Origin of the sequence: Nostoc sp. C057 (genome assembly GCF_013393925.1) — a bacterium.
Classification (GTDB): domain Bacteria; phylum Cyanobacteriota; class Cyanobacteriia; order Cyanobacteriales; family Nostocaceae; genus Nostoc; species Nostoc muscorum_A.
The window spans coordinates 1,597,101-1,619,479 of record NZ_CP040281.1 but is presented as its reverse complement, the minus strand read 5'-3'; the positions used below and the strand labels follow the sequence as shown (position 1 = coordinate 1,619,479).

The window sequence follows — 22,379 nt, the reverse complement described above, 5'->3', positions numbered from 1 at the left end:
TTACAAGCGTTTTCCCACTTTCTCTATCAAGGACAAAGTTTTTTGCGGAAATTCCTGTTGAAGTCTCGCTATATTTCTGTAGTTTTAACTGCCTGGGGTCGCATAGCGTTATGGAGGGTATCTGTGATACTCCATCTAAAAAGCTTTCTAGCTGATTGGTTGAATTGATTAAGTATGTTCCAGACATTTTCGCCTCTATCTATTTTTTTTTCTATATAAAAATCAGCATCTAGTAAATAAGCAATTTCGTCCTTATTTTTTTCTGCTTCTTTCACAGAAACGAGTCCGTGCTTGAAACTGACTTGACCGTGTTCAGTCTTCAATATTAGGTTCTTAATCATTGACTCAATTGAGGGTGCAAGCTCTGAATTGTATAATTCAGAAGCAATATTTTTTCCAATCAAGTCTGACCAATCTTTATCCTCAAGTCCTAGCTTTGAGCGAATAATCAAGTCTTGATATTGAAGTCCCGCCCTTGTATAAAAAGATGGTTTATATATTCTTTCGAAAACCTCAACAGCTTCTCTAAAGCGTTTTTGAAACAGTTCGTACTTCTCGTATGCGGATGTGCTTATAGTAATAAAATCCTTAGTAATAGATAACTGCCATCTCTGGTCTTCAGATTTGAAACTGTAGGATAAATCGCTTAACACAGGTATACCCAATTGCTGAATTGCTTGGGAGATTTCAGATGGAACTTGCGGCTGCATACTCTCGAAAAGCGGGTATTGAAACCTTATCTCATCTTGAAACTCAACTGGTTCCTGACGAGAAATCTTAAGTATGGGTGGAAACCGCAATTGACACGCAACCTGAATAAGGGGATTGCGCTCATAGATTACACGCTCAGACTCAGGTAAGTGCAACAAAGCCGTTTTTCCACAAAGCATACTACTGTAGTTTTAGCTTAGATTAAAAAGCAGTAAACCACAATGGCACAAATTTTCGCCCGTAACAGCTACAGGAGTCCACACTGCTATCTTCTTGCGATCGCCCTCGGTTATGAAAAATTTTTCAGCTAGCGAAAGTGATCGCTTCAAGAGCATACCAATGAGCTTGGACACTTAAGTATCCAATGCAGCAGACGAAACTTGCGATCGCTCTGTTCAGGCTCATGAAAAATTTTTCAGGTATGGTGATTTTGGTGCTGCTCCTGGGAGCTATAAATAGAGAGCCAAAATTCCTATATCCAATGAAACTGACATTTTTAAGCGCTGCAATTGCAGTTTGTATCTTGAGCGGCTGTTCTTCAAAGGGAGTGCGTAGGCAAAGCCCACCGCAGGCATCGCAAGCTCCCTCAATCACCTCAAATCCCCTCGTTTCCTCAACTCCAGCACCTATACCCTCTCCTGCTTCATCGATAGATATTGAAAGGCAAAAAGCGCGTGAAATAGTAAAGAGGCTCGATCAAATGGAGCTTAAGTTTAAGGAAGATCAAGAAAAGCTAGACCAAGAGCGTCGAGAAAATAAATTGTGCAGATCCAAGCAAGCATTAGCTGACTTTAGCCCCAATGATAAGGAAGAACTAAGCGCTGAATGCAAAAAGCGATTAGCTGACTTGGACAAGGGAGCAAGCAAAACTCATTAATTGCGATCGCCTCTATCCAGGAGATTCTATTTCATCCGCCCAATCCCAAAGTGTAAGCTGTTGAAAATTGCCATTACCTTCTCCAACTTCTCCAAGCTTAGAGGAAACATTGGGCAAAACCCTGCTGTGCTTATTTTCGGGGTTTACCCACACACAGTTTTCAAGGCAATAAGGAGAACTTGGATCGATTAACTTGAGGCGTAAACCATCCTGATACGTTGCCCCCATGTCTTTATAGAAATTTCTGAAATCTTTCCACCGCTCACAAATAGTAGAACCAGTGTAATCTCTGGATTTTGAATTAGTCGCCCCATGAACGAGGTAGTCCCAACATCTATAAATTCGTGTTTTTGATAAATTGTGTGGCTTTTTGATATCAAATCGACCTACATAAATCCGCCGTTCAGCAGCCTCTAAATTAATCCCCTCTCGCTCTACCAATGCCTCTGCTGCTGCTTTAACAGATGGATAAAGAACCGGATCTCCAGGCAGTCTTGTAGGCTTTCCTGGAGATCCGCCAATTTCTCCACCAATGGTAACGTTGTAGCCATTGGGAGCTAAAGTATTTAACTTCTTAATCCATTCGCGTTCTTTGGTTCTAAGTTCTTTGGGGCTAGAGGCAGAATCAATAGCTTGAATCGTAAAATTTTCTTTGCCAAATGAGGCGATCGCTTTATGCACAAGAGAAGCATCTTTCCTGAGAACTTGCTCTAAATGCCTCCCCCACCGCTCATCTAAAGATGTTGTCGTCAACCCTACATATTGCTTGCCATCTACAAGATTGGTTACTAGGTAAATAACGCCATTGCTGTAACTTAACTTAGAAGGAGTAAACAAGGCTTCCTCTGGTGTCATGCCTTGTGCTAAACGTCTTCTAACCGTGTGTCCGCTAACAGGGGCATTTAATTGACGAACAGCGTCTTCCGCCCCGTTGTAAGTTACGCCATTCACTTTGAAAGGGTGTTGGAAATAATCGCGTGATGCATCGTCAAACGCTTCCTCCGCAGTCCAGCCAGTCTCTAAACGCTTGAGTACAGTCCAGTAATCCTTGCCTAGCTTCTGGCAAGCGTGCTTAATACTACGGTACTGAACGCCTTTGTATTCAAAGCTAAACTGAGATTGAGTTGTATTTTCCCTGGCGCATTCAGGGCATCTGTGACCTTTAAGATGATTGCTGGGGTTTTGTTCAAAACTTCCGTGATTTGGGCAAATGATAGTAACTTTAGTCGCTGTGTTAACGTACTTTGCCTGACTGTAATCGTATTTATCGCCATGCTTGGCAAGGGCTTTTTCAATAAACTTTTCTACTTTTAAAGTGCCTCTCGTTATTGCACACTTAACACAGCCTGAGCCTGCTATGTGAGCAACTGGGGATTGCTCAAAGTCACCGTGAACAGCACAAGTGATTACAACTTTGACATCTATTCGCTTATAGATAACCAAGCCATAGCCATAGCGATCGCCATGAGCCTGCCGAAATCTGGCAATGATACTTTCTTGGCTATTAGTCTGGCGCTTATCAAAACATTTACGACAACCTATGCCCTTGACATGATGGCTAGGAGTGATGCTGAATTCCCCATGATGTGAGCAAATAACCTTAACTTTGGTGCTTGAACCTAAATAATTTACCAAGCTGTAATCATAGAAGTGATCGTGCTTGGCTTGCGCTTCTTGGATGAATTCATCCTGGGTTTTACGCTTTGGCATGGCTTAGTGTTGCGATCGCTTACCAATCCGAGGGTCAATCATCTTGCTCCTCTATCTTGAGCAAATCGCTAAGAGCAACTTTTTTGCCAGACCACTTAGAGCAAAGCCTTGCTAGTTTTACAAGATTAGAGAAATAGCCTCTATCTAAATTTCCATCCAAAGCAAGGCGCAGGGTGTTACGCCCCACTTCATCTGGCGATCCCTTGATCTCCTCATAAACGGAATTAACTGACTTTGGTTTTCCATCCTCATCTGTGAGCCAATAGCGAGATATGTCAACGTAAACTCGCACGTTTTCCAACTCCGGTATCCAAACATTCAACTTATTGTCCTCCAAGAATTCAACCTATTGAAATTATGGATTGCTGACAGTCGAAAGTCAATATGTTGACAGTTGAAAGTCAAATTGCAATAATGAGTATAGAGAAAGCGCCACGGCTGGTAACTGAAGCGCTTCTCTATCCACGTTATTCATGGAGATCATTATCATGGCACAAGCGACCCTAGACACTCAAGCGATCACCCAATTCCAGCTAAATCTTCACCTCATTGAGCAATCAGACGAAGCATCTGAATACGAAATTGATTCTACAGACGATGTATTCGGCAAGCTTTACCGAGTTTGGGGTGGTGAAAAGGGCATTAACCTACTTGGCACTTTTTACCATGCTCTAGATGGTTTGTGGGTATCGCAGCCGTGCAACACGACAGTACGCGATCGCTGGACATCTGACACTCAAGCGATCGCTGCCATTCTTGCAGCATAAAGCATAAATCCCATCATCAACGAGCGTCTATTTTGGCGCTCTTTCTTACTTTGTAATCGCTTCAAAAACAGAAATTTATGATCCTGAAAAGTTTTTCAACAGCGCTAATCGCTGTCTTATTTCTCGTGCTGTATTTTGCTCCAAAAGCGCAAGCTACCAACGACGAATGCCGCCAAAATACCATCTGTCAACGGGGCGAGGGGAGGAGATAAGCATGAGCAAAGATTCAGGCTCGCTTGAAATCGTACTCAAAGAACAAAGACATGATTTTGTGTGCAACAGCTTGGCGCAAATCATGGCTTTCCTTGAAGGACAAGGCTTTACGTTTGATGAAGTGCTAGACGGTTTGGTTAATTATGCCTGGGTAAATTCTTACTCTGCGGATACGGTTTGTGACCTTGTAAAAGCAACTTTATCAGCCAGGAAAAAGCATGAGGCTTAAAAACTTTTTCGCAAATATCTTGGCTACCTTGTTTCCGTCCTTCTGCCCAAAACGGAAGCCTCTACGTCGGTACAGTCGCCTAAGTCACCACCAAAAAGATCGTAAACGCCCACACTTGATAGCCAAGTACGGGATGAAGTGTTTTTGGTGTGGGCATAACCTGAAGCCAGAAACAGTAACCATTGACCACTATATTCCGCTCTCAAAAGGCGGAAGCAACAAGATTAAAAACCTGCGACTAGCCTGTTACGGCTGCAACAATAAACGAGGTGACGCTATGCCAGAAGATACACCACAAATCATTGCTGAAAAATCATGCATTCGCTTTCCAAGCCATTGGCCACAGCCCAAATACCATTTAGGGCAGTTAGTTAAAAAAGGTCGAATTATTGGGATTGAATACCAATCACCAGGGACAAGAAGGGCTTTCGACTTGGGAAAAGGATGGATTTACGCTGTGCTGCTTGATGACCAGGGATATGATACCGACCAGCTTAAAGAGTCAGAGATTGAGTTGCCATCATTAGAAAAGTTGGAAAACGAAATCAACTACGAAAAATCACTTGTTGAGATTCACCAAAAAAATTTAGTTGTTCTTGACGAGCAGTTGAGTCAAGTAGCTCAAGTTCCTACTAATACGAGTGAGGGCGATCTTGCATGACTCTTTCTCCTCAACAACTATCAATCTCCATACCTAGCGATTGGACACCCCCGAAATATCGTTTGGGGCAATGGGTTAAAGAGGGCTTAATCGTTGGCTGTACATACTATCACGCTGGCAGTAAACCCGCTTATCAATACAAACAGACTTGGCGCTATTGTGTGCTTCCTGACGAACAAGCTGACGCTGAGGACATCAAGTATTTCCTTGAATCTGAGATTACGCCATTAACAAGCTCAGAGCTACAAACCAAAATCCAAGCTCTTGTTGACTTTCACTCTAGTAGAATAACCGCTCTTACAGAACAACTGACTGAGGCATTTCAATCATGATTAACTACAAACAAAATTTATCAATCCGCCTACCGGATGAATGGACACAGCCCAAATACTATCTTGGGCAACTAGTGAAGCAGGGTGAAATCATTGGCATAAGACACCTACCAGAAAACAGTGGGATGGCTTTTGACTTTGGTAATGAGCCTTGGGCTTACGTTGTCATAAAAGATAAAGGCTCTGATAGCGGTTACGTTATTGCCCAAAGTGAAATCTTGCCACTAGCGCCAGAAGAACTCCTTGCTAAAATCCAAGCTGAGATTGAGTTTCATCAAAACAAGATAGCGGCTCTTACCCAACAACTAAACCAGGTAGAGCAACCATGATTTATGACTCTGAACAGCAATCAATTCGTAATGCTTTACGGGATTCCAGGATAGAAGCGCTGAACCTATTCTTGGGAGATTTCATCAAGTTGCTAGCAAGCGAGGGTTTTTCGGTTGAAGATTTGTTAGACGCTCTAGTTAAAAATTTGGAGCAGAAGACAGTTCCCGACTCGGCAATTAAACACCTAGAAGAAGCGGCGATAGAACTAAGCCGTTTTTCCAAAAACCGAGAGCTTAATAACTAGCCCTACTGAACGAGAAAGCCATTATCACCACCCGACAATCGTCGAGTGGTTTTTTGTTGGGGGAATCATCGGTTTTCAGCGATCGCTATACCTTGGCGCAGTACTTACAATAGTTGATCCGTAAGCTAAACTTGTATGCTGTATTGTGCATCAAAAATCAGGATAAATCTCTGAAAGTTATGGAAACCATTGAACTCTTCATGTGGGGCTATCAGCATTCTTTTCAGAGGTCTGCTCAAAGAGAAGCTAAAAATATTTTTTCACAGTTAGCCAGTAACCTTGAACCTCATGTGTTTCTTGTTGGTGTTTTGAATGAAAAACGAGATGATTGTCATCCCATTTGCTTGGAACCTGAAAACTGTGGTTATATGCCTAAGCAATTTGCAGACGTAAAAAAGCTGGCACAACACTTCGAGGCAATCGATCTAGAAAGAGATGTACTTTATGGAGATCCGAACGCTCAAAAGGATTATGAGCAAAATCTCAAGCTGAATGCTTTAAAAACTGCGGTACATCAAATTGTGAGTGGTGGAGCTGAATATCGCAACATAATTTCTTTTTGCTCTTACCCAGTATTCGTAGAGCAATACTGGGTCATTGTTGTTCTTCAGTTCAATCGTAAGATATATCTTGCTCAATATGCTCTCACCAAAACTAAATCTAACATATTCACTATCAATACCTCTTTACTAGATGCCACTGTTGAGGTGTATTTTCAGGAGTGTGCTAAAGCTTTAGGAAAACCATATCCAGGTTCTAGTTTGAGGCGGATCTTTGAGCGTGACCCTGATGAAATCATCTGTGCAGCAGGCAAAAACTTGATGTACACACCTCTTTTTGGATGTGGTAAGTTGGGTAATTGGTATGGGCTGTTTGAGGCTTGCAATGCAATTTCTTCATTAAACTATGAAGGCGCTGAAGGCATTGGAAGAATGTTGCTTTCAAAAAGGGAGCATCCCAATATTGAAGCCACTCTTGCTCTCTCGACCCCAGTTAAACTTCAAGATTATCGCGCAGTCAGAAAACTGCTTGAAATGTCTTCTGATGAAATTTGTCTGCTTAGTGACTCTGATTACATTTTTGGGCTAGGAAATATCAAAGGATTATACGAACAACGTGGAGAAGATTTATTCTCAATCAATTTTATTAAGCAGTATACCTGGGAACTCCTACACGCTAACCATGTAATGATGCGGGTAAGTAATGGTCAGCCAGAATTATTTAGAACAGGAATTAATAAGCAGAAGTTTGAAGCAGATATTAAAAGAATTTTTACTGAAATTACACCTAAAGAAATTTCGAGATTGTGGGAGTTAGTTTTAGAAGCAACCAAGCAAAAGCACGGCACGATGGTTGTTGTATCTTCTGGAGCTAAAGAAGAGTCAACCCGTCTGAAAAATCAGGCTACAGTTATCGAATCTGTAAAAATCCCAATTGAATTTATGAAAAAGATAACAGCTATTGATGGAGCTGTGCTTATTGACCCAAGTTCTACATGCTACGCAATTGGTGTAATTTTAGATGGGTTGGCTTCTGACAAGGGTTCACCTGCTAGGGGGGCAAGATATAACTCTGCCATCAGGTATGTAGAAACAAGTAAGTACCCTTGCATAGCGATTGTGGTGTCTGAGGATGGCTTGATTGATTTGGTTCCCAATCTCATGCCTCAGATTCCACGTTCATCAATCACACAGGCAATAGAGCAATTAAGAAAGCTAAAAGAAGATAAAAATTTTGCTCAGAGAAAATTTAACGAAGTGATAGATTTTTTATCCGATCATCGGTTCTATTTACAACCAGAGACGTGCAACACAATTAATAGCTTGAAGCGAGAAGTTCAAGCAACAGCAGAACGCGTAGATCCTACGGGGATGTCGATAGATTATTACGACTTTAGTCCAAATCCAGAAATGAATGAAAGTTACTTTCTAGATGAGTAAGCCAAGTTTGATGAATTACGAACTGAAATGAATCAACTACAGCAGGCGCTTCTGCCATTTCAACATCGTTGCCGTCTACCCATACTCACCTAAACACCACCCAGTTGGGTGGTTTTTTCTTTTCTTATCCCTTATATTCCCAACCTTAAAGTACAGCTTGACGATCCTAAGTAACATATTTTACTATTGATGAAGCGTGTTGAAACTCATCGACTCAATTTGAGTCAATTCTAGCCTCAGTCAGGGATAGCAGCCGTGGGAATAAGTAAGGCGGCGCTGAAACTAACTCAGAATCTAAAAGCCTCAATGGATCGCTTGGGACAATTCAAGGCTGAGGCACAAACTATACTAGTATCACTAAAAATGTATTTAGTGGCGGTATTTACGCAAGCATTTCCACAATTGAATTTGATATTGTCTGAGGGACAAGAAAAGAGCGAACTACGCTTTAATAAAGAGCGAGAAGCGATCGCCTCCACCCAACTCAAAGGATTCTCCACCAACAAACTGGCTACCCGCAACGCTGCCTTACAAAGTGCTGTCGCCGAACGGGACAAGAATCAAACTAATGTGTCAGACCTAGAAAAAGCTGTGCAGGCAACTGATACCACAGTTAACGCCAGTGGGTTCCAGACTACACTGCAACGCCTGGGAGTCTCCCCAGATGCCTCAGTTGCTAAGATTGACGATGTATTAAAAAACACTAGTCATGAAGCTGACAAGGGGATATTAGAAAAGCTCAAATCTGCGCGGGAGCAGAAAAACAAGCTCTCTGAAGCGCGGGTGGGACTGAGTGAATCACAATTGAAGGTGAAGCAGACGACTCAAGATAACTCCCTGTACAGCATCGATGAGTCGGCGGCTAATTCTCGTGCAGCTACTACCAAAGCCGAGAATCAGAATATTGCTGGCATCAAGAAAGCACTTGAAGATAAGAATTTGGTCGAAGAAGTAGCTAATGAAAAAATTTCCAGGATTCAATTAGCTAGTACGCGAAGTCAACAGAAAAGCTTGGATGGGCAATTGCGATCGCTCCGCACCTATTACGATCAAGGCGCGATATCTGCTGAGGAATTCGCCAAGCGTGAACGGGATTTGACCACCGAGCAAACCAATTTAGAAAAGCAAGAGTCTGAAAACAGGCTGGCTGTGCAGTCGGCAGTGTTAGCGCGTCGGCTCAAGGAAATTGAATTTTTCAACAAGAAAGCTGAGGCGCTGACGGCTACAAAACAAGTTGACAGCACTCGTGCGGCAAAAGAAAAACTTTTATCTAGTGGTTTAACGCCACTTGCTCAAGACCAGTTTGCACTCGATCAAACTAAGATTGATGCTACTACTGCAATTGATCGCGTCAAGTCGATTAAAGTCCGCATTGCTCAGAATAAGCAGCTGTATAAAGAAGGGAGCAAGGATGCAAGAGAGTTCATGCTGGAGCAATACGCTCTAAATCAAGAGTTAGCACAAGCTAACTTGGCAGTAGTTGACCAGAAAATTACGGCTGAGGAGAAATACCGCGAGACTGTAGAGCATAACATTCAGCGCATTATGGCGCTTGAGGAGAACCGCTTTAAAAAGCAGACTTCCGAGCTTGATGAATCCAAATCAAAACTTGACCTTTATAACCAGAGTCTTGAACGAACCAACAGGCTAGAACAGTCTCGCCGTAATTTATCTAAAGCATTGTCTGATGCTGCGATCGCACCTCTGGAAAACAAAAAAGCTGATGCCGATGATGCTTTGGGATTAGTTGAAAAACTCAAAGATCCTAAGCTTAAGCCTCAAGTCAAGGCAGCTATTAAAGCTCAGTTAGAAAAGTTAGGTTTTGAGATGCGTGGCGGCTTAACTGTCACGCCTGCCACAGTCACCAAAGCCAGCAGTGGCGACACTCCAGAGGATTTGGAGTTGCGGATTAAAGAGAAACAAGCGCAGATTGAGAAGGAGATTGAGGATAAGAAGCAGAAAGCGCTGGAAATGGAGCAAGAATTTCAGCGCAAAACTCTAGAAAACGACCTCAAACGCCAGAAAATCGCTGCTCAAATTGCTCTTTACGAAGCTCAATCTGCACAGCTTTCAGCCCAAAAAGCTAAAAATGAGGCTGAGGGTGCGCTCAAAATTGCGATCGTCAAAAAAGACCCGATCGCCATTGAAACGGCTAAGACCAATCTGGAGATTACCAACAAACAAATTGGACTCAGTAATGAGCGCATTGCCAGCGCCCAAGCTAACCTCAACGATCAGCCAGAGATTGCTGCTAATTCAATCCTTGAGCAAAATGCAGTCCAGGGCGCGGAAACTTCGAGCTTGCAAGCTGCTAGCGATCGACGTAGGCGTGGAGCTTCACTGAATTTAGTAGAATCCAGCGCCCAAGCAGGTAAGCCAATAAACCTGTCGGAAGCGGAGGCAAAAACTGGATCTGCAAGCCCCCAATTTGCGCTTCCCCAAAGGATTGATATCAACCAGATGCCCAAGCTGGAACTCAAGCCGGGAGAAAACTTGTTTGACGCTTATCAGCGACAACGGGAGGGAATGAAGTTGCCAACATCAGGGGCGCAATTGCCCAGCAGCAAGGTTGATATGCCGCCAGTTGATAAAACCGCTCTTGCCGTAAATTCAACCACTATTCAGCCGCGTGAGACATCTGGAGGTAATCAGTTTGTGGAAGCGCTCAAAATGGCGAATCAAGGCATTGAGCAAAGACTAGATGCTCTAAACAGTGCGATTATTACATTGGCTAACACGCCGCGCTCTCTTAGCGTTTCTACAGCTAACCCTGTGGATGATGCAGCGAAGATCATAAATAATTTTTCAAGGGGGCAGGTTATGGCGACGGGAATGTGAAAATTTTTCAGAACCGAAGCTAAAAAAGTCACTCTTTAAGACTGTATCGCCTGTATTACTTGGATTGTGGGTGGGTTACAAGCAAGCGGATACGCCACTATAGTAGACCAATAACGGCATTATGATGCCATTACAGTGGACTTATAACGTGATTATGATGCCATCACAGTGCGCTTATAACGGCAAGATAGTGGCACTGTAATAGACTTATAACGGCAATATGGTGACATTGCAGTGCGCTTATAACGGCAAGATAGATATAATATATCTAATGCTAGGGACAAAATTCGGCTTCATGCCGTTGTGATTGTAGGGCTGTGGCTTAACGATCCTATGTCCCTAGCATTTTTAATATGGTTAAAGGGTTTTTTGGGTATAGTAAGCCCCATATCTTTACTGCCTAGTGTCGTCAGTGTCATGCACTACTTTAAAAGCTGGTCAAAGATCCTCTAGATATAGATGGATTTGCGTTTTACTTGGCGATAAAACTAAAAGAGTGATCAAAATCCGGGGTAAATAATGTGGCAATAGCAGGTACAGAATCTTTTCCAGACTATGACAACCCACCCCTTACAGAGGTGGTTTGTGGAATACTCTTCCAAAATTTGGAATCATTTTTGACACCTCACGTCGGTTTATTGTGGGAAAAATTTAAACTTGATTACCCGTATTGTCAAGAAGTCGCGCCATTAGCACCAGCAATAGAACAGTTTGGTGAATCACTTGATGTAGAGTTTGACCTGATTGATATACCTCCCTTGCCCAGAGTCTGGTTCTTAAATGAAAATGGTAGCGAGATTATTCAGATTCAACGCGATCGGTTTCTTCATAACTGGAAAAAAGTAAGTTCGCAAGATATATATCCAAAATACAGTACGGTTATAAAAAAATTTAAACAACACATATTTGACTTTGAGTTGTTTTTAAAAGAAATAGACCTAGAACCTATTTTGCCTCTACAGTATGAGCTAACTTACGTTAATCATATTCCTCAAGGAGATGGATGGAGGAGCGTTGAAGATGTAGGAAAAATTTTCCCTAATTTTTCTTGGCACTTTAACTCAAATCAACTTCTAGAGCTTGAAGGAATTAACTGGAGAACCACACTTACTTTGCCTGCTAAATCTGGTCGATTGTATGCATCAATTCGCAATGGAATACGCCAACAGGATAATCAACCCGTTTTTCTTTTTGAGTTAACTGCTCGTGGCATTGGTCACTATAATTCACGCGATGCAATGTGGGAATGGTTCGATCTTGCTCACAAATTTCTTGTTCAGAGTTTTGCTGAATTGACGGACAAGGAAGTGCAGGAAAATGCATGGAGGCACAAAAAATGAGCAGTATTTTATACGCGGATACTGGGTTACTTGAAGAAAATGGAGCTACTACAACCACACAAAGTTACAGGCGCTCTGCTATTAATTCACAAAAGCCCAGACAGATAAACCAGGCTAGACACTCAAATACAGCAGATTTAATTGTTACTGAAGAATCACCTAGAGGGATTATTCTTCAGCATGTTTTGCCGTCCAGACCGACTAAACGCTATTGGCGAGTATTGGAACAGCCTGGACTAGCATCAAAGCAAGCAAATAACTATGTATTAAGATTTGCAGCTTCGGAGGAGCAGTTTAGACAAAATGACACTGGAGTAACAACAAGCTCGATTGCAATTACATCTTTAGACAATGATGAAGATTTAGAAGATGAGCTTAGATTGCATCGCGATGATTCATTTTCGGTTGCTCACAAGCCAGAAGTTTTATTTTCAAAACAAGTTGAGCTTCGGACTTCGGATTTACCACGTTGGAAGCCCCATATAACAATTGATCGTCGCATGATTGAGGCTGAAGATGACTGAAGCTTGGTACGAACTCGTAAAAGCAAATGCCAAGTTAACGCAGGGAGATATAATTTTTAACTGCCCGATACTCACCTGGAAACCAGAGATGCCACAGTTGCAAGCGACAGAGACAGAAGCCGAAGTCCTAAAAGGGGCTGTTGATGCTATCCAGGCTGATGTTGTGGTCATGTCTCAAGCTTGCGACTTAGAAAATGGAAAAGTTAGCAACGTTATTTTATGTCCTCACCTTTCTCTTTCCGCCTACCGAAAAGATTGGGAAGAGGCAATGAGGGCAAGTGGGCAAAATCCTACAGAAAAAGGATGGAAAAGGGTTTGTGATGATATCCGTGATGGATATATGTGGAACTTAGCCATGTTAAACAGTGGTGTTATTAAAAATGAAGCTATTGGAGAGATAGTCACAGAACATCGAATTGTTGATTTTCACGATGTTTATACAATCCCACGCGATTTCCTTGAGTCTGTTCTTGAGCAAAGATTACATCCAAGATTACGCTTGCTACCTCCGTATCGGGAGCATTTGTCACAAGCTTTTGCTCGCTTCTTTATGCGTGTCGGGCTTCCGGTTGGAGTTTCTAAAGCTTGGTAAAGATAACAAAAAATATTTATAAAAAAGTTGCCTCTGAAGAGGATAAAAGCGACCACTGTTTGTAAACTGTGGATTTGCTTGGCTTGTCATAGCTGTGATTTCATCCTGAGCAACATTAGTGATCGCCCTCGGTTATGAAAAATTTTTCAGCTAGCGAAAGCGATCGCTTCAAGAGCATACCTATGCGCTTGGACACTTAAGTATCCAATAGACCAGGCAGAGCTGCATAGTGATCGCGCCCGATTCAGGAAATCTAGCTTGAAGCCGATACCTGAAAAATTTTCCATGCGCCAACTAACCCTCTCAATCAGCAGCATCTCTGTCACCCTCAAGCGATTCGTATCTTATGATCGCATCCCAGCCGACACAGGGCAAACAGAATACAGCATCGTCGGCACACCCTTGGATTCTGGCCCAGTGTATGAGCCAAAGCATATTTGGACAATCTCGGCAATGGTGACAATCGAGCAATGGAGGGCGTTGGGGGCGATATTTGGGGAATGCGATCGCCTGCGCCGGACTCAAGGCAATTACCGCATCACGGTAGATGATAGTATTCAAGATTTTATTGAGCAGCAGTATCGCTCAAGAGCTTTAGTGCCAGGGGGAGAACAAAAGTACTTTACTGGTGGCGTTTCTTACCCAGCGCGGTTTCATGCGCGAATGTTTGAGCCGAAGTCACAGTGGCAGAAGAATCAGTTATATCCCTATGTAGCGAGTTTTGTATTAAGGGAGTTGGACAAGGCGACATAATAGGGAGGTTAGGAGTCCGTCTGGCAATTATGCTTGGGACGGGCATCATGCCCGTCTCACAAATAAAGTGGAACCGCCAATTTGCGGTTTTGCTTTACAAGCCGTTACACGTCCTTATAGTTTTTGTTATTTTTTATTGAGTAAATAGTCTTGCGATCCACTTGATATTTTTGACTCAACACTGCAACCCTGACACCTTCACCCAAAAGCAGCCTAATTTCATTTATCCGCTCAGGAGTAAATATCCGTTGAGATTTACTTCCTTGACTATTAATAACTAAAGTATTGTCTGGGGGATTGACAGTACCACGTTGATAGCCATTGCTACTGGCTTTTGTGCGATCGCCCATCATTAGATGATCGGGATTACAGCACCCAGGTGTTGGACAGAATGACTTTCTGATTATCCAAACATCATCAGAAATATGTTCCACAAAAATTTCATAAGCAAATCTGTGGGCTGACCTGAGTTTACCTCTGTATTTGAATCGCCCGATCCCATACTTTGTTTTAGCACCTTTCCATTGCCAGCACCCAGACTCAAGTTTGTCAACCTTGTCCCAAAATCGTTGCTCTACTTTTGGTTGAACTAAAAGTCGCATTACTGTTTACTGAGCATTAGTTGACTAAAGCTACCAAAAAAGCTATTTCAGTTTACCAGTATATATTGGTCAACTATTGGTTTCACTTCCCGGCTTGAGGGCGGTAAGTTTGGGAGGAATTATGAGCGTGATATTAAGCGCGATCGCAATTCATGACAAACTTGCCAGCATCAGGAATAGAACTAATCAAAGAATTTGAGGGCTGTTTCCTCAAAGCCTACCCCGATCCACTCACCGGAGCCAAACCCATAACCATCGGCTGGGGTACTACCAAAAAACTAGATGGTAGTAATTGGCACTTGGGGGAAACCATCACTCAAGCCCAAGCTGACGAGATGCTAATCATCCAACTAGAGAAAGACTACCTACCTTCCCTACAAAAAATCCCTTCCTGGAATGACCTGACGACAAACCAGAGAGGGGCAATCTTGAGTTTTGGTTACAACTTGGGTAGCAATTTTTACAATAGTTCAGGATTTAGCAGTATCAGCAGATTGCTGAAAAATTCTGATCTTTGGAGCGACACAAAGGAAGTGACACGAGTTTTTAGCTTGTACTGCAATCCAGGATCTTCAGTAGAAGCGGGTTTACGTCGGCGGCGGATTGCAGAGGCTAAACTTTGGCTCTCCTCGTAGCAGCAATGTCAGGAATTATGCATTATTGTAGCGATCGCATCATCACTCATGTCCGTCAACCAATCAGCCAGAAATGTCCGTCTACTAATTGGAGGCACGGACTTCACACCCTGCCTCATCTCCTTTCAAGGCAGTGATAGCCACCTTGACCAATCTGGCTTGATTACTTTCACTGGGCAAATCTTGCTGGGCAAAGCACTGGGTTTTACTCAATCCCTTGATGATCGCAAAAGTCCCAGCGCCTTCTGTAGGGGAAAGTCGGTAACTCTGGACATAGCCGATACCAATGGAAGTCTGACACGCCACCCACGGGGGACACTACGAATTCTTACCCCAAAATATGACACAGAGAAGCAGCAGCTAACCCTTGAGGTGGCTGATTTAATTACACTTCTCAACTTCAAAGAACCCACAGACCCTGACAAGGCGGACAATAAAAACACAGATTCTCAAAGTGCAGATTCTGTAATCACCAAACTACTGCATGAGGCAGGAATCAATAACTTCACCGGAATTCTGCCAGACACCCTCTACAACTACCCTTTAAATCTTTCAGGTTCTTATCTACAATCTGTTGGTAAATTACTCTATGCAAATAATCAAGTAGGGTGGATTGACAACCAAGAGCGATTTAGAATTTCTACTGTTAATGTCGAATCGACTCAATCATTGGTTTCTCTCATAGCTGGTCAAAACGAGCTTTGGTATCGCCGACTAGGGGGAGCGGAATCACCTTGCGAGAAGGTGAAGGTAGTCGGCACGCAGATGGTAATGCGGGAGATTGAGCTTGCAAGTGTTGTCGTCACCGAGCAATACGGCTCACCTGCGATTCTTGACCCTACTTACACCGGGCTGATAGTAATCAACAGGGTTACAGAAACTCAGAAATGGGATGAAGATCAAGGGATTTTTACAATTATTTCTGTGACAGAGAAACCTTGGGGGGTTAATCGTAGCAAGGGCTTTTGGGATAAATTTGCAACTCCACCAAACTTGCCCCCAGAATTATTTAGATTATTTTTGGGTGAAAATCGAATCGAAGAATCCAATTTTGAAAATGCCGATTCAGGCGGGAAGCTGATTCAGAAAACCACTATTTTTAATACAGATAAATCCCAATACTTAGCAGAAATCCAAGAAGCCAGACCCGATTTTATTGTAGGTAATTACGTTGGTTTAACAAACACCAAAAATATTACCGAAACCTATACCTACAGCCCCAAAGAAGTACTTATTAAAAAAATCACCGAGACTCAAGAACTTGCTGTGATTGTGTTGAATGGCAGCAGCGAGAATTGGGACGACTGGCAAACCATCCCAGAGTACTTTGTCACTTCGGAATACAAATCAGAAGAATGGAAGGAAATTGATAAATACACCTGGCAGTACGAAACCTACACTCTCAAGCCCACCGTAAAAGCTGAGGGAGGTACTGCGATTGAATATCCTGATGATGTGAATCAAAGAGCAAAGCAAAAATTGGGCTTAACTTGGGATTCAAGTGAGAAACGTCGCTCCAATTCAGGACAAGAAACGCCACCCGCCGCCGAGCGCCGCCCAACCACAAAGCGCATTGAGGAAAACCCTGTTACTTACACCGCATTATTTCAAGACCCATGTAGCGGCAACTTCAAGCAACGGGAGCGCACTTATAATGTGGAATTTTTGGCAGGGATTACAGTCCCTTATGAAAAATTTTTCATAAGCAGTGATAGTAGCGCGAACAAGCAATTGAAAGCGATCGCCAAACGTGAAGGCGAATTACTCAGAGGCAGATGGCAGGGGCAAGAAATGGCGGGGGCAATTCCCAATAGCTTGCTCAATGCCTACCAGCCCTTATTTGGGGTAAATGTGCTTGAGTTTGATGGTACAGCCCAGAATTATTTAGCCGATGGGTGCAGTTGGGTAGTCACAGCACAGAAGGCGCTGTGGAGTTGTGATGGCATCTGGGTTGGGGAATCTCAATCGGCAATTCCAGTTACAGGCGATATTGTAATTACCGAAACCACACTTTCTATCAATGGTGCGATCGTCAGTGGTGCAGTGATTACGCCAGAAGGTAACGCCGTAGTAGGTAACGTGACCATTACACCCGACGGCAACACCATAATCAACGGTGTAACTCTACCCGCCGACGGCAGTGTGGTGATTCCTGGCATTGTTACGTTGCCATACACCGAGATTGAAGATTTACCCTTAGGCATGGCGTTAGGGATTGAATTTAAATCATATTCCTATCTGTTAACTACCACTACATCAGAAATTCAGTTGGGTTTAGGTGAAAGTGGGGAATGGAGTAGTGGGTTTGTACTGTCTGCGGGTATAGGGCTTGGCGCTAACTTTATCGGAGGCTCTATTTCATCGCTCTACTGGGAAGATTTTAGCTGGGATGGGGTGGATGAAAGCGCCTGGAATTCTCTGCAACCATCACCCACTTGGGAATCAGGAATTTGGGATGAGGCGGATTGGAACAGACTTTTGTAGCGTTTGGTCATTTGTCATTGGTCATTTGTCATTGGTCATTTGTCATTGGTCATTGGTCATTGGTTATTGGTTATTGGTTATTGGTCATTAGCTATTCTCGGACTGTCCAATTCCCCATTCCCCATTCCCCATTCCCCATTCCCCATTCCCCTATGCCAACCGGAATTTTTAGCAACAGTTGGATAACACAATCAGCCAGAATTTTATTCCGGGGTGCTACTCCCCCAGATGCCTCAAAGTTTCGATTGGCGCTGGCCAACACTGCATCATTGGGGCGGACAAGTTCGCTGGCTGATTTCATCTCTAACGAACTCTTGCCAAATAACAATTATGCCAGAGCAGTAGCTAATTTCTCAAGTGATGGAAGTTACGACACCACAGATCAGCGCCACGAACTGCCGACAATCAGCGCTAGCTTTAGCGCTTCAGGCGGTTCTCTCCAGTTCCAAACTGCGTTTTTGATTGCTGACTCATCAGCAGCTTCATCAAAATCTTTCACCAGCAGCGATGTTAACCCGACAAGCGATCGCATTACAATCTCTGCTCACAGTTTTGTCAATGGCGATAAGTTAGTTTTCACTGCTGACTCGTTAGCATTCCTACCCGGCGGCATTACTGCTGGCACTGTCTATACAGTCTCTAGTGTCACCACCAATGATTTTCAGCTAACAGGCGTGGATATTACAGATACAGGTTCAGGGACATTCCGCGCCAGGAGCGCCAACGGCATTATTGTTGCCTACGCGGTGGAAACTTCACCAATTACAGTTGCAGATGGGCAGGGCTATAGCTATCAAATTCCTCTTGTAGTGCTGAATTCGGGCTATGTCACAGGAAGCTAATGAGATATTGAGGGGGCGATCGCAATTAAACCGTAATTTATATCAGCAAAAAATTACCGATGTAGCCGAGGCACAATCCGAACAATCTTTACCCACTATCTACAGTCGCTTTGATGCTGAATTGGGCTTGGGGAGGCTGCAAGATAGCGGTGGAAATATTTCTTATGGCACTGCCCAAACCAATGGGGCAGTAGGTAAGGGTAAAAATATTAGGTTACGACGAGGTGGGGTGCTTGCCAAATATGACGAGATGCCACGCCGGACAACTGATGCAATAGTTCCTAAAAAATCAGCAGAAAAATACAGCTTTGTTGCCCTTGCTGGAACAAAAGCTATGAATGGCAGTAACTCATTCTTGCGGGCTTCAAACAACTTTACGGTAAGGCTTTTTGTCGGCTTTGAAACTCAAACAATTTCTATTGCTTTTTATGGACTAAATGGGGGCTACATCCACATTACTTATCCAGGCGGAGAATTTACCACAGAAGTAATAACTTCAGGAATTATTTTTAATGAAAATTTCACTTATACTCCAACGCCAGAAACAGATGGATATATTGAATGTAGCTCACCAGCATCGAAAGATATAGACTTTCTCGTTGTCTATCAAATATTTTATTACCTGAGCAATGGTAATAAAATTATTAAATTGCCTTACCAAGTTAACAATCAAATAGCGCTTGCGACTAATTATTTTTCAGTTTTGTCATATACCAAAGAAAATATATACTTAACTTTCAAAGAAGACTCTGGGAGCGAGTCTGACTTTTATTGCACCAAAATTATCATTATTACTGCTGATAAAAAATTAAATATTATTAGCATGGGAGTTTTTGAATATACGGGAGAAGCAACTATTGATTTGCCTGATAACAAAGACTGGCGAAAATCACTAACGCACTCATTTCTAGTTAACCCTCCAGATGATGAAATTGCTTGTGTCAATAGCTTTAGGGCAAACAAATTTGCCCATATAGATTTAAAAAATCGATTTATATCTACTGGGGGATCAAATATTTTAACAGCAAGTAAATTAATTCCTTTCAATCGAGGGAGGTTTAGCCCAAGTCAAAACTCCTGCTCTCCTATTTATCAATCAAAAACTATTTCTACGAAAATCAAGCCTGCTGTGGCGACTATAGCCAAGTACTGCGATATCGCTGGAGTTGCTATTTATGTCTGAAATCACAATGTTGATTAATTTAAGTCTGATTAATCGTGCTGGTTATCAATCGCGTCAAGTGCAAGCTCGACATAAAAGCGATCGCATCCTCGAAAACAGTGTAAAAATCCTCAATTACGACTCAAACTTAGGCAACTACAACGTAAAAAATACCGCAGGGCAAATATTTTCAGCCAGGGCGATTTCTAATGGGGTGTTCGCAATTGGCGACCAAGTAAGCCTAGTAGCACCAGTGGGAGGAATACCAATCATTGATGCTATGCCGAGATAAAAGTGACTATTCAAACTGGATATGCGATCGCCGATATATCTGCCATAAAAGCCCTTACTTCCAGCCAGCGAACTGATGGTTACTCACGTCAGGCAAAAGCTGATGCTACAGGATTACCCGCTTGGTATACCTTCATTAGTGCCAGCACCGCAACGGCCGACGATGATTTAGTGTTGCTACCCAATGACAGCCCTAGTACTGGACGATGGCTTAAAAGTGGGGGCGCTGGCGGCGGTGCAAGTTTTGGAGGGCAAATCATTTGTACTTCTGGCTGCACTACTGCGGCAGGAGGAAGCGGGAAAGCGTTTCAGTTTTATGCACCCCAAACCAATCTAGGTTTAATAATTCAGCCTAGTTTTGGCATCAGCATTCAGTCGGGTAGTAATGCGATCGCCATCTACAGATGGTCTGCGACTCCTAACACTGGAATGACTGGCAGAGAAAGCAGCCCCATAATTCAATTACCCAGCGCTGGGGGCAAATTTAATCTCACAATTGATTCCACTTATAAATGGATTTCGGTTTTTGCCAAAAATCCAGCTAATAGCAATTATTTAGATGGGGTTTGCTTTGCGGTAAATGGCAATGTGATTACTCTATTGGGGTATTCGTAATGATTAATAAAATTTCAGAAATAGTAATTTCGTGCCTGTGTGCGTTAGCGAAGCTCGCCGTAGGCATCGCAGTCTTCATCATAATTGTTCCACTACATCTAATATTCGCACCTCTTGCCAAAAATAATCAGCCATGCGTTGCAGATGATGATAGATAATTTAATTGCTCTAATTTTGGCAAGAATAATCACTTTATTTCCTAATTATTTATCCTTACTAAAAAAGTTAGAAATTGGTGTATTTTTCTTCTGCTGGCGCTGTTATCTTGAAGCCAAAAACCTTCCAGGTTACTATGGGAGACTTGATGAGAACCTAAAAGAGCAAGCGCTTTCTGAGTACAGTCACGCCCAAGTATTCTGCCAACTCACTGGCTCTAAATTAAATATGTCTGGCGCGGGGCTGATGAACCGTGAGGAAAAACAAGCGTTTAATTGGGGCTGTGTCAATTGGGATTCATCACTAGAATCCTATCAAGTTGATGGGATGAGTACTCGCTATTTATCAGCCAAAATCTTTTTGGCTTTCGCACTGCTAATTCTTACGATTGGTGCGATCGCGTAGCCTTTATGTGCGTTTTAGAAGATTTTCAGCATTGCTTTTATAAAGAGCTTTTGAGGTTTGTACCGCCAGAAGTACAAGAAAAATTAGCACCGATTATTGAAGATGAACTAACTCACACCATCAATCTTCACGCCTCTTTGTGGATGATTACTGGGGTCAAACGCTCGTCGAATTTATTGCTTATTTGGCATATCCGAAAATATTTAGCATTGCTTTGTATTCCAGTTGATGCCGTGAAATTCGCTCTTGGGAATTCTGTTGGCGACGTAAAGCGTGATGCTTGACTTGACTATGGTTACTGAATTAGATTCGACTCCATCTCCCGAAACCAAGCAATATTCTGACGACGAAATTAGCAGAATCCTCGCCACAGCCCAAGCTACCCGCAAAGAACGAGACGAGGCAGCTAAAAGGGCTAAAGAATTAGAAATCAAAGTTAATGAACTTTCGGGCAACTTAGAAAAAATCAAAGGCATTGACCCCAATAAATATCAAGAATTAGAAAAATTAGCCCAGACTTACGAAGAACGCAAACTGGAAGAACAGCGCAATTTTTCTGAACTTAAGGAGCGTTGGACTGTCAAGGAAACAACTTTGCTTGCTCAAGTTCAACAACTACAAGAGAACCTCAAGCAAAACCAGATTATTAACGCCCTAGAAAAATCCTTCTATGCCACCGGAGGCAAGTCTGGTAAGGATGAAGATGGCTACACGTATTTTGACTTGATACGCGATCGCGCTGCCAATTATATCGTCCTTGATGATCAAGGCAAAATCACCATCATCGACCCCAGAGACAAAACGCCGCTTAAGGACACTAAGGGCGCAAATTTCACGGTTGATGATTTGATGTTGAAGTTGCGATCGGCTGGCCCTACAGCTTCACTATTTGAACCAATCAGCAATGGCGCAGGAAGTGGAATGACGCGAAGTCAGCATGGGACACAAAATACCGCAATGGTACGAGAGCAAATTATGGCATTACCTCGCAGTGAGCGCATATCAAAAGCAAGGCAACTGGGAATTAAGTAGTTAGAAAACTAATTATTCAAACTGAGTGAATCAGTTTGTCTGCCGTAGGCGTGATGCCAAGGCGTACTGACAATCTAATTTAAAAGCATCACAC

The 22,379-nt window shown here is 42.8% G+C and carries 26 protein-coding genes; 22 read left to right on the top strand and 4 right to left on the bottom strand.

Annotation, left to right across the window (positions count from 1 at the left end; genetic code table 11):
* Window positions 1–68 precede the first annotated feature (68 nt).
* Entirely contained in the window at window positions 69–890 is an 822-nt protein-coding gene (locus FD724_RS07340; RefSeq protein WP_256874479.1) for a TIGR04255 family protein, read from the bottom strand.
* 185 nt (window positions 891–1,075) lie between these two features.
* Here FD724_RS07340 and FD724_RS07335 point away from each other — a divergent pair, with 185 nt between their 5' ends.
* Window positions 1,076–1,588, top strand: a complete 513-nt coding sequence (locus FD724_RS07335) for a hypothetical protein (protein WP_179072141.1) — start codon at window positions 1,076–1,078, stop codon at window positions 1,586–1,588.
* 12 nt (window positions 1,589–1,600) lie between these two features.
* On the opposite strand, the gene FD724_RS07330 is transcribed toward FD724_RS07335, so the two are convergent.
* Both FD724_RS07330 and FD724_RS07325 read right to left on the bottom strand, forming a co-directional pair.
* Window positions 1,601–3,298 carry a GIY-YIG nuclease family protein gene (locus tag FD724_RS07330; RefSeq protein WP_179072140.1) on the bottom strand — a complete coding sequence of 566 codons (1,698 nt, stop codon included), beginning with the start codon at window positions 3,296–3,298 and terminating at the stop codon, window positions 1,601–1,603.
* Window positions 3,299–3,332: 34 nt separating this feature from the next.
* Window positions 3,333–3,620 (bottom strand): hypothetical protein, encoded by a 288-nt coding sequence (locus FD724_RS07325; RefSeq protein WP_179072139.1) that lies wholly within the window; start codon window positions 3,618–3,620, stop codon window positions 3,333–3,335.
* Between the two features lie 166 nt (window positions 3,621–3,786).
* On the opposite strand from FD724_RS07325, the gene FD724_RS07320 reads away from it, so the two are divergent.
* The 12 genes from FD724_RS07320 to FD724_RS07265 all read left to right on the top strand — a co-directional run bounded on the left by FD724_RS07320 (window position 3,787) and on the right by FD724_RS07265 (window position 14,061).
* Window positions 3,787–4,065 carry a hypothetical protein gene (locus tag FD724_RS07320; protein WP_179072138.1) on the top strand — a complete coding sequence of 93 codons (279 nt, stop codon included), beginning with the start codon at window positions 3,787–3,789 and terminating at the stop codon, window positions 4,063–4,065.
* Window positions 4,066–4,279: 214 nt separating this feature from the next.
* Window positions 4,280–4,507: a hypothetical protein gene (locus tag FD724_RS07315; RefSeq protein ID WP_179072137.1), complete on the top strand. Its 228-nt coding sequence runs from the start codon at window positions 4,280–4,282 to the stop codon at window positions 4,505–4,507.
* Window positions 4,508–4,640: 133 nt separating this feature from the next.
* Complete coding sequence (locus FD724_RS07310) at window positions 4,641–5,168, top strand: HNH endonuclease (RefSeq protein ID WP_179072136.1); 528 nt, start codon at window positions 4,641–4,643, stop codon at window positions 5,166–5,168.
* Window positions 5,165–5,500: a hypothetical protein gene (locus tag FD724_RS07305; RefSeq protein WP_179072135.1), complete on the top strand. Its 336-nt coding sequence runs from the start codon at window positions 5,165–5,167 to the stop codon at window positions 5,498–5,500. The genes FD724_RS07310 and FD724_RS07305 overlap by 4 nt, the downstream gene beginning before the upstream one ends.
* Window positions 5,497–5,829 carry a hypothetical protein gene (locus FD724_RS07300; RefSeq protein ID WP_179072134.1) on the top strand — a complete coding sequence of 111 codons (333 nt, stop codon included), beginning with the start codon at window positions 5,497–5,499 and terminating at the stop codon, window positions 5,827–5,829. The genes FD724_RS07305 and FD724_RS07300 overlap by 4 nt, the downstream gene beginning before the upstream one ends.
* Window positions 5,826–6,074, top strand: coding sequence for a hypothetical protein (locus FD724_RS07295; RefSeq protein ID WP_179072133.1), 249 nt, complete (start codon window positions 5,826–5,828; stop codon window positions 6,072–6,074). The genes FD724_RS07300 and FD724_RS07295 overlap by 4 nt, the downstream gene beginning before the upstream one ends.
* Before the next feature lie 179 nt (window positions 6,075–6,253).
* The gene (locus tag FD724_RS07290; RefSeq protein WP_179072132.1) at window positions 6,254–8,014 is read left to right on the top strand and encodes a DNA integrity scanning protein DisA nucleotide-binding domain protein; all 1,761 of its coding nucleotides are present in this window, start codon (window positions 6,254–6,256) and stop codon (window positions 8,012–8,014) included.
* A 255-nt stretch (window positions 8,015–8,269) separates the two neighbouring features.
* Window positions 8,270–10,852 carry a hypothetical protein gene (locus tag FD724_RS07285; RefSeq protein WP_179072131.1) on the top strand — a complete coding sequence of 861 codons (2,583 nt, stop codon included), beginning with the start codon at window positions 8,270–8,272 and terminating at the stop codon, window positions 10,850–10,852.
* A gap of 521 nt (window positions 10,853–11,373) precedes the next feature.
* Window positions 11,374–12,192: a TIGR04255 family protein gene (locus FD724_RS07280; RefSeq protein WP_179072130.1), complete on the top strand. Its 819-nt coding sequence runs from the start codon at window positions 11,374–11,376 to the stop codon at window positions 12,190–12,192.
* Window positions 12,189–12,716 (top strand): hypothetical protein, encoded by a 528-nt coding sequence (locus tag FD724_RS07275; RefSeq protein WP_179072129.1) that lies wholly within the window; start codon window positions 12,189–12,191, stop codon window positions 12,714–12,716. The genes FD724_RS07280 and FD724_RS07275 overlap by 4 nt, the downstream gene beginning before the upstream one ends.
* Entirely contained in the window at window positions 12,709–13,308 is a 600-nt protein-coding gene (locus FD724_RS07270; RefSeq protein ID WP_218651506.1) for a hypothetical protein, read from the top strand. Before FD724_RS07275 ends, FD724_RS07270 begins: the two co-directional genes overlap by 8 nt.
* A gap of 258 nt (window positions 13,309–13,566) precedes the next feature.
* On the top strand, window positions 13,567–14,061 hold the full coding sequence (locus tag FD724_RS07265; RefSeq protein WP_179072128.1) for a hypothetical protein: 495 nt from the start codon (window positions 13,567–13,569) through the stop codon (window positions 14,059–14,061).
* Window positions 14,062–14,165: 104 nt separating this feature from the next.
* Here FD724_RS07265 and FD724_RS07260 read toward each other — a convergent pair whose 3' ends face one another.
* Window positions 14,166–14,663, bottom strand: coding sequence for a hypothetical protein (locus tag FD724_RS07260; protein ID WP_179072127.1), 498 nt, complete (start codon window positions 14,661–14,663; stop codon window positions 14,166–14,168).
* A gap of 152 nt (window positions 14,664–14,815) precedes the next feature.
* Here FD724_RS07260 and FD724_RS07255 point away from each other — a divergent pair, with 152 nt between their 5' ends.
* The 9 genes from FD724_RS07255 (at window position 14,816) to FD724_RS07215 (ending at window position 22,285) form a co-directional block, all read left to right on the top strand.
* Window positions 14,816–15,298 (top strand): lysozyme, encoded by a 483-nt coding sequence (locus FD724_RS07255; protein WP_179072126.1) that lies wholly within the window; start codon window positions 14,816–14,818, stop codon window positions 15,296–15,298.
* A 48-nt stretch (window positions 15,299–15,346) separates the two neighbouring features.
* Window positions 15,347–17,782 carry a hypothetical protein gene (locus tag FD724_RS07250; protein WP_179072125.1) on the top strand — a complete coding sequence of 812 codons (2,436 nt, stop codon included), beginning with the start codon at window positions 15,347–15,349 and terminating at the stop codon, window positions 17,780–17,782.
* The gene (locus FD724_RS07245) at window positions 17,764–18,624 is read left to right on the top strand and encodes a hypothetical protein (protein WP_179072124.1); all 861 of its coding nucleotides are present in this window, start codon (window positions 17,764–17,766) and stop codon (window positions 18,622–18,624) included. Before FD724_RS07250 ends, FD724_RS07245 begins: the two co-directional genes overlap by 19 nt.
* Window positions 18,608–19,807, top strand: a complete 1,200-nt coding sequence (locus tag FD724_RS07240) for a hypothetical protein (protein ID WP_179072123.1) — start codon at window positions 18,608–18,610, stop codon at window positions 19,805–19,807. The genes FD724_RS07245 and FD724_RS07240 overlap by 17 nt, the downstream gene beginning before the upstream one ends.
* Window positions 19,800–20,078 carry a hypothetical protein gene (locus FD724_RS07235; protein ID WP_179072018.1) on the top strand — a complete coding sequence of 93 codons (279 nt, stop codon included), beginning with the start codon at window positions 19,800–19,802 and terminating at the stop codon, window positions 20,076–20,078. The genes FD724_RS07240 and FD724_RS07235 overlap by 8 nt, the downstream gene beginning before the upstream one ends.
* A 2-nt stretch (window positions 20,079–20,080) precedes the next feature.
* On the top strand, window positions 20,081–20,692 hold the full coding sequence (locus FD724_RS07230; protein ID WP_179072122.1) for a hypothetical protein: 612 nt from the start codon (window positions 20,081–20,083) through the stop codon (window positions 20,690–20,692).
* 144 nt (window positions 20,693–20,836) lie between these two features.
* Window positions 20,837–21,253 (top strand): hypothetical protein, encoded by a 417-nt coding sequence (locus tag FD724_RS07225; RefSeq protein ID WP_179072121.1) that lies wholly within the window; start codon window positions 20,837–20,839, stop codon window positions 21,251–21,253.
* Between the two features lie 5 nt (window positions 21,254–21,258).
* On the top strand, window positions 21,259–21,537 hold the full coding sequence (locus tag FD724_RS07220) for a hypothetical protein (RefSeq protein WP_179072120.1): 279 nt from the start codon (window positions 21,259–21,261) through the stop codon (window positions 21,535–21,537).
* 7 nt (window positions 21,538–21,544) lie between these two features.
* Window positions 21,545–22,285 (top strand): hypothetical protein, encoded by a 741-nt coding sequence (locus tag FD724_RS07215; protein ID WP_179072119.1) that lies wholly within the window; start codon window positions 21,545–21,547, stop codon window positions 22,283–22,285.
* The last annotated feature ends 94 nt before the right edge of the window (window positions 22,286–22,379 follow it).

Bases quoted from the DNA above. Each gene is read 5' to 3' on its own strand.
- FD724_RS07235 (WP_179072018.1), top strand. From the start codon at position 19,800: ATGTCTGAAATCACAATGTTGATTAATTTAAGTCTGATTAATCGTGCT.
- FD724_RS07255 (WP_179072126.1), top strand. From the start codon at position 14,816: ATGACAAACTTGCCAGCATCAGGAATAGAACTAATCAAAGAATTTGAG.
- FD724_RS07270 (WP_218651506.1), top strand. From the start codon at position 12,709: ATGACTGAAGCTTGGTACGAACTCGTAAAAGCAAATGCCAAGTTAACG.
- FD724_RS07300 (WP_179072134.1), top strand. From the start codon at position 5,497: ATGATTAACTACAAACAAAATTTATCAATCCGCCTACCGGATGAATGG.
- FD724_RS07310 (WP_179072136.1), top strand. From the start codon at position 4,641: ATGAAGTGTTTTTGGTGTGGGCATAACCTGAAGCCAGAAACAGTAACC.
- FD724_RS07335 (WP_179072141.1), top strand. From the start codon at position 1,076: ATGCAGCAGACGAAACTTGCGATCGCTCTGTTCAGGCTCATGAAAAAT.
- FD724_RS07220 (WP_179072120.1), top strand. From the start codon at position 21,259: ATGTGCGTTTTAGAAGATTTTCAGCATTGCTTTTATAAAGAGCTTTTG.
- FD724_RS07215 (WP_179072119.1), top strand. From the start codon at position 21,545: ATGGTTACTGAATTAGATTCGACTCCATCTCCCGAAACCAAGCAATAT.
- FD724_RS07240 (WP_179072123.1), top strand. From the start codon at position 18,608: ATGTCACAGGAAGCTAATGAGATATTGAGGGGGCGATCGCAATTAAAC.
- FD724_RS07305 (WP_179072135.1), top strand. From the start codon at position 5,165: ATGACTCTTTCTCCTCAACAACTATCAATCTCCATACCTAGCGATTGG.
- FD724_RS07275 (WP_179072129.1), top strand. From the start codon at position 12,189: ATGAGCAGTATTTTATACGCGGATACTGGGTTACTTGAAGAAAATGGA.
- FD724_RS07250 (WP_179072125.1), top strand. From the start codon at position 15,347: ATGTCCGTCAACCAATCAGCCAGAAATGTCCGTCTACTAATTGGAGGC.
- FD724_RS07260 (WP_179072127.1), bottom strand. From the start codon at position 14,663: ATGCGACTTTTAGTTCAACCAAAAGTAGAGCAACGATTTTGGGACAAG.
- FD724_RS07225 (WP_179072121.1), top strand. From the start codon at position 20,837: ATGATGATAGATAATTTAATTGCTCTAATTTTGGCAAGAATAATCACT.
- FD724_RS07295 (WP_179072133.1), top strand. From the start codon at position 5,826: ATGATTTATGACTCTGAACAGCAATCAATTCGTAATGCTTTACGGGAT.
- FD724_RS07320 (WP_179072138.1), top strand. From the start codon at position 3,787: ATGGCACAAGCGACCCTAGACACTCAAGCGATCACCCAATTCCAGCTA.
- FD724_RS07290 (WP_179072132.1), top strand. From the start codon at position 6,254: ATGGAAACCATTGAACTCTTCATGTGGGGCTATCAGCATTCTTTTCAG.
- FD724_RS07315 (WP_179072137.1), top strand. From the start codon at position 4,280: ATGAGCAAAGATTCAGGCTCGCTTGAAATCGTACTCAAAGAACAAAGA.
- FD724_RS07340 (WP_256874479.1), bottom strand. From the start codon at position 890: ATGCTTTGTGGAAAAACGGCTTTGTTGCACTTACCTGAGTCTGAGCGT.
- FD724_RS07330 (WP_179072140.1), bottom strand. From the start codon at position 3,298: ATGCCAAAGCGTAAAACCCAGGATGAATTCATCCAAGAAGCGCAAGCC.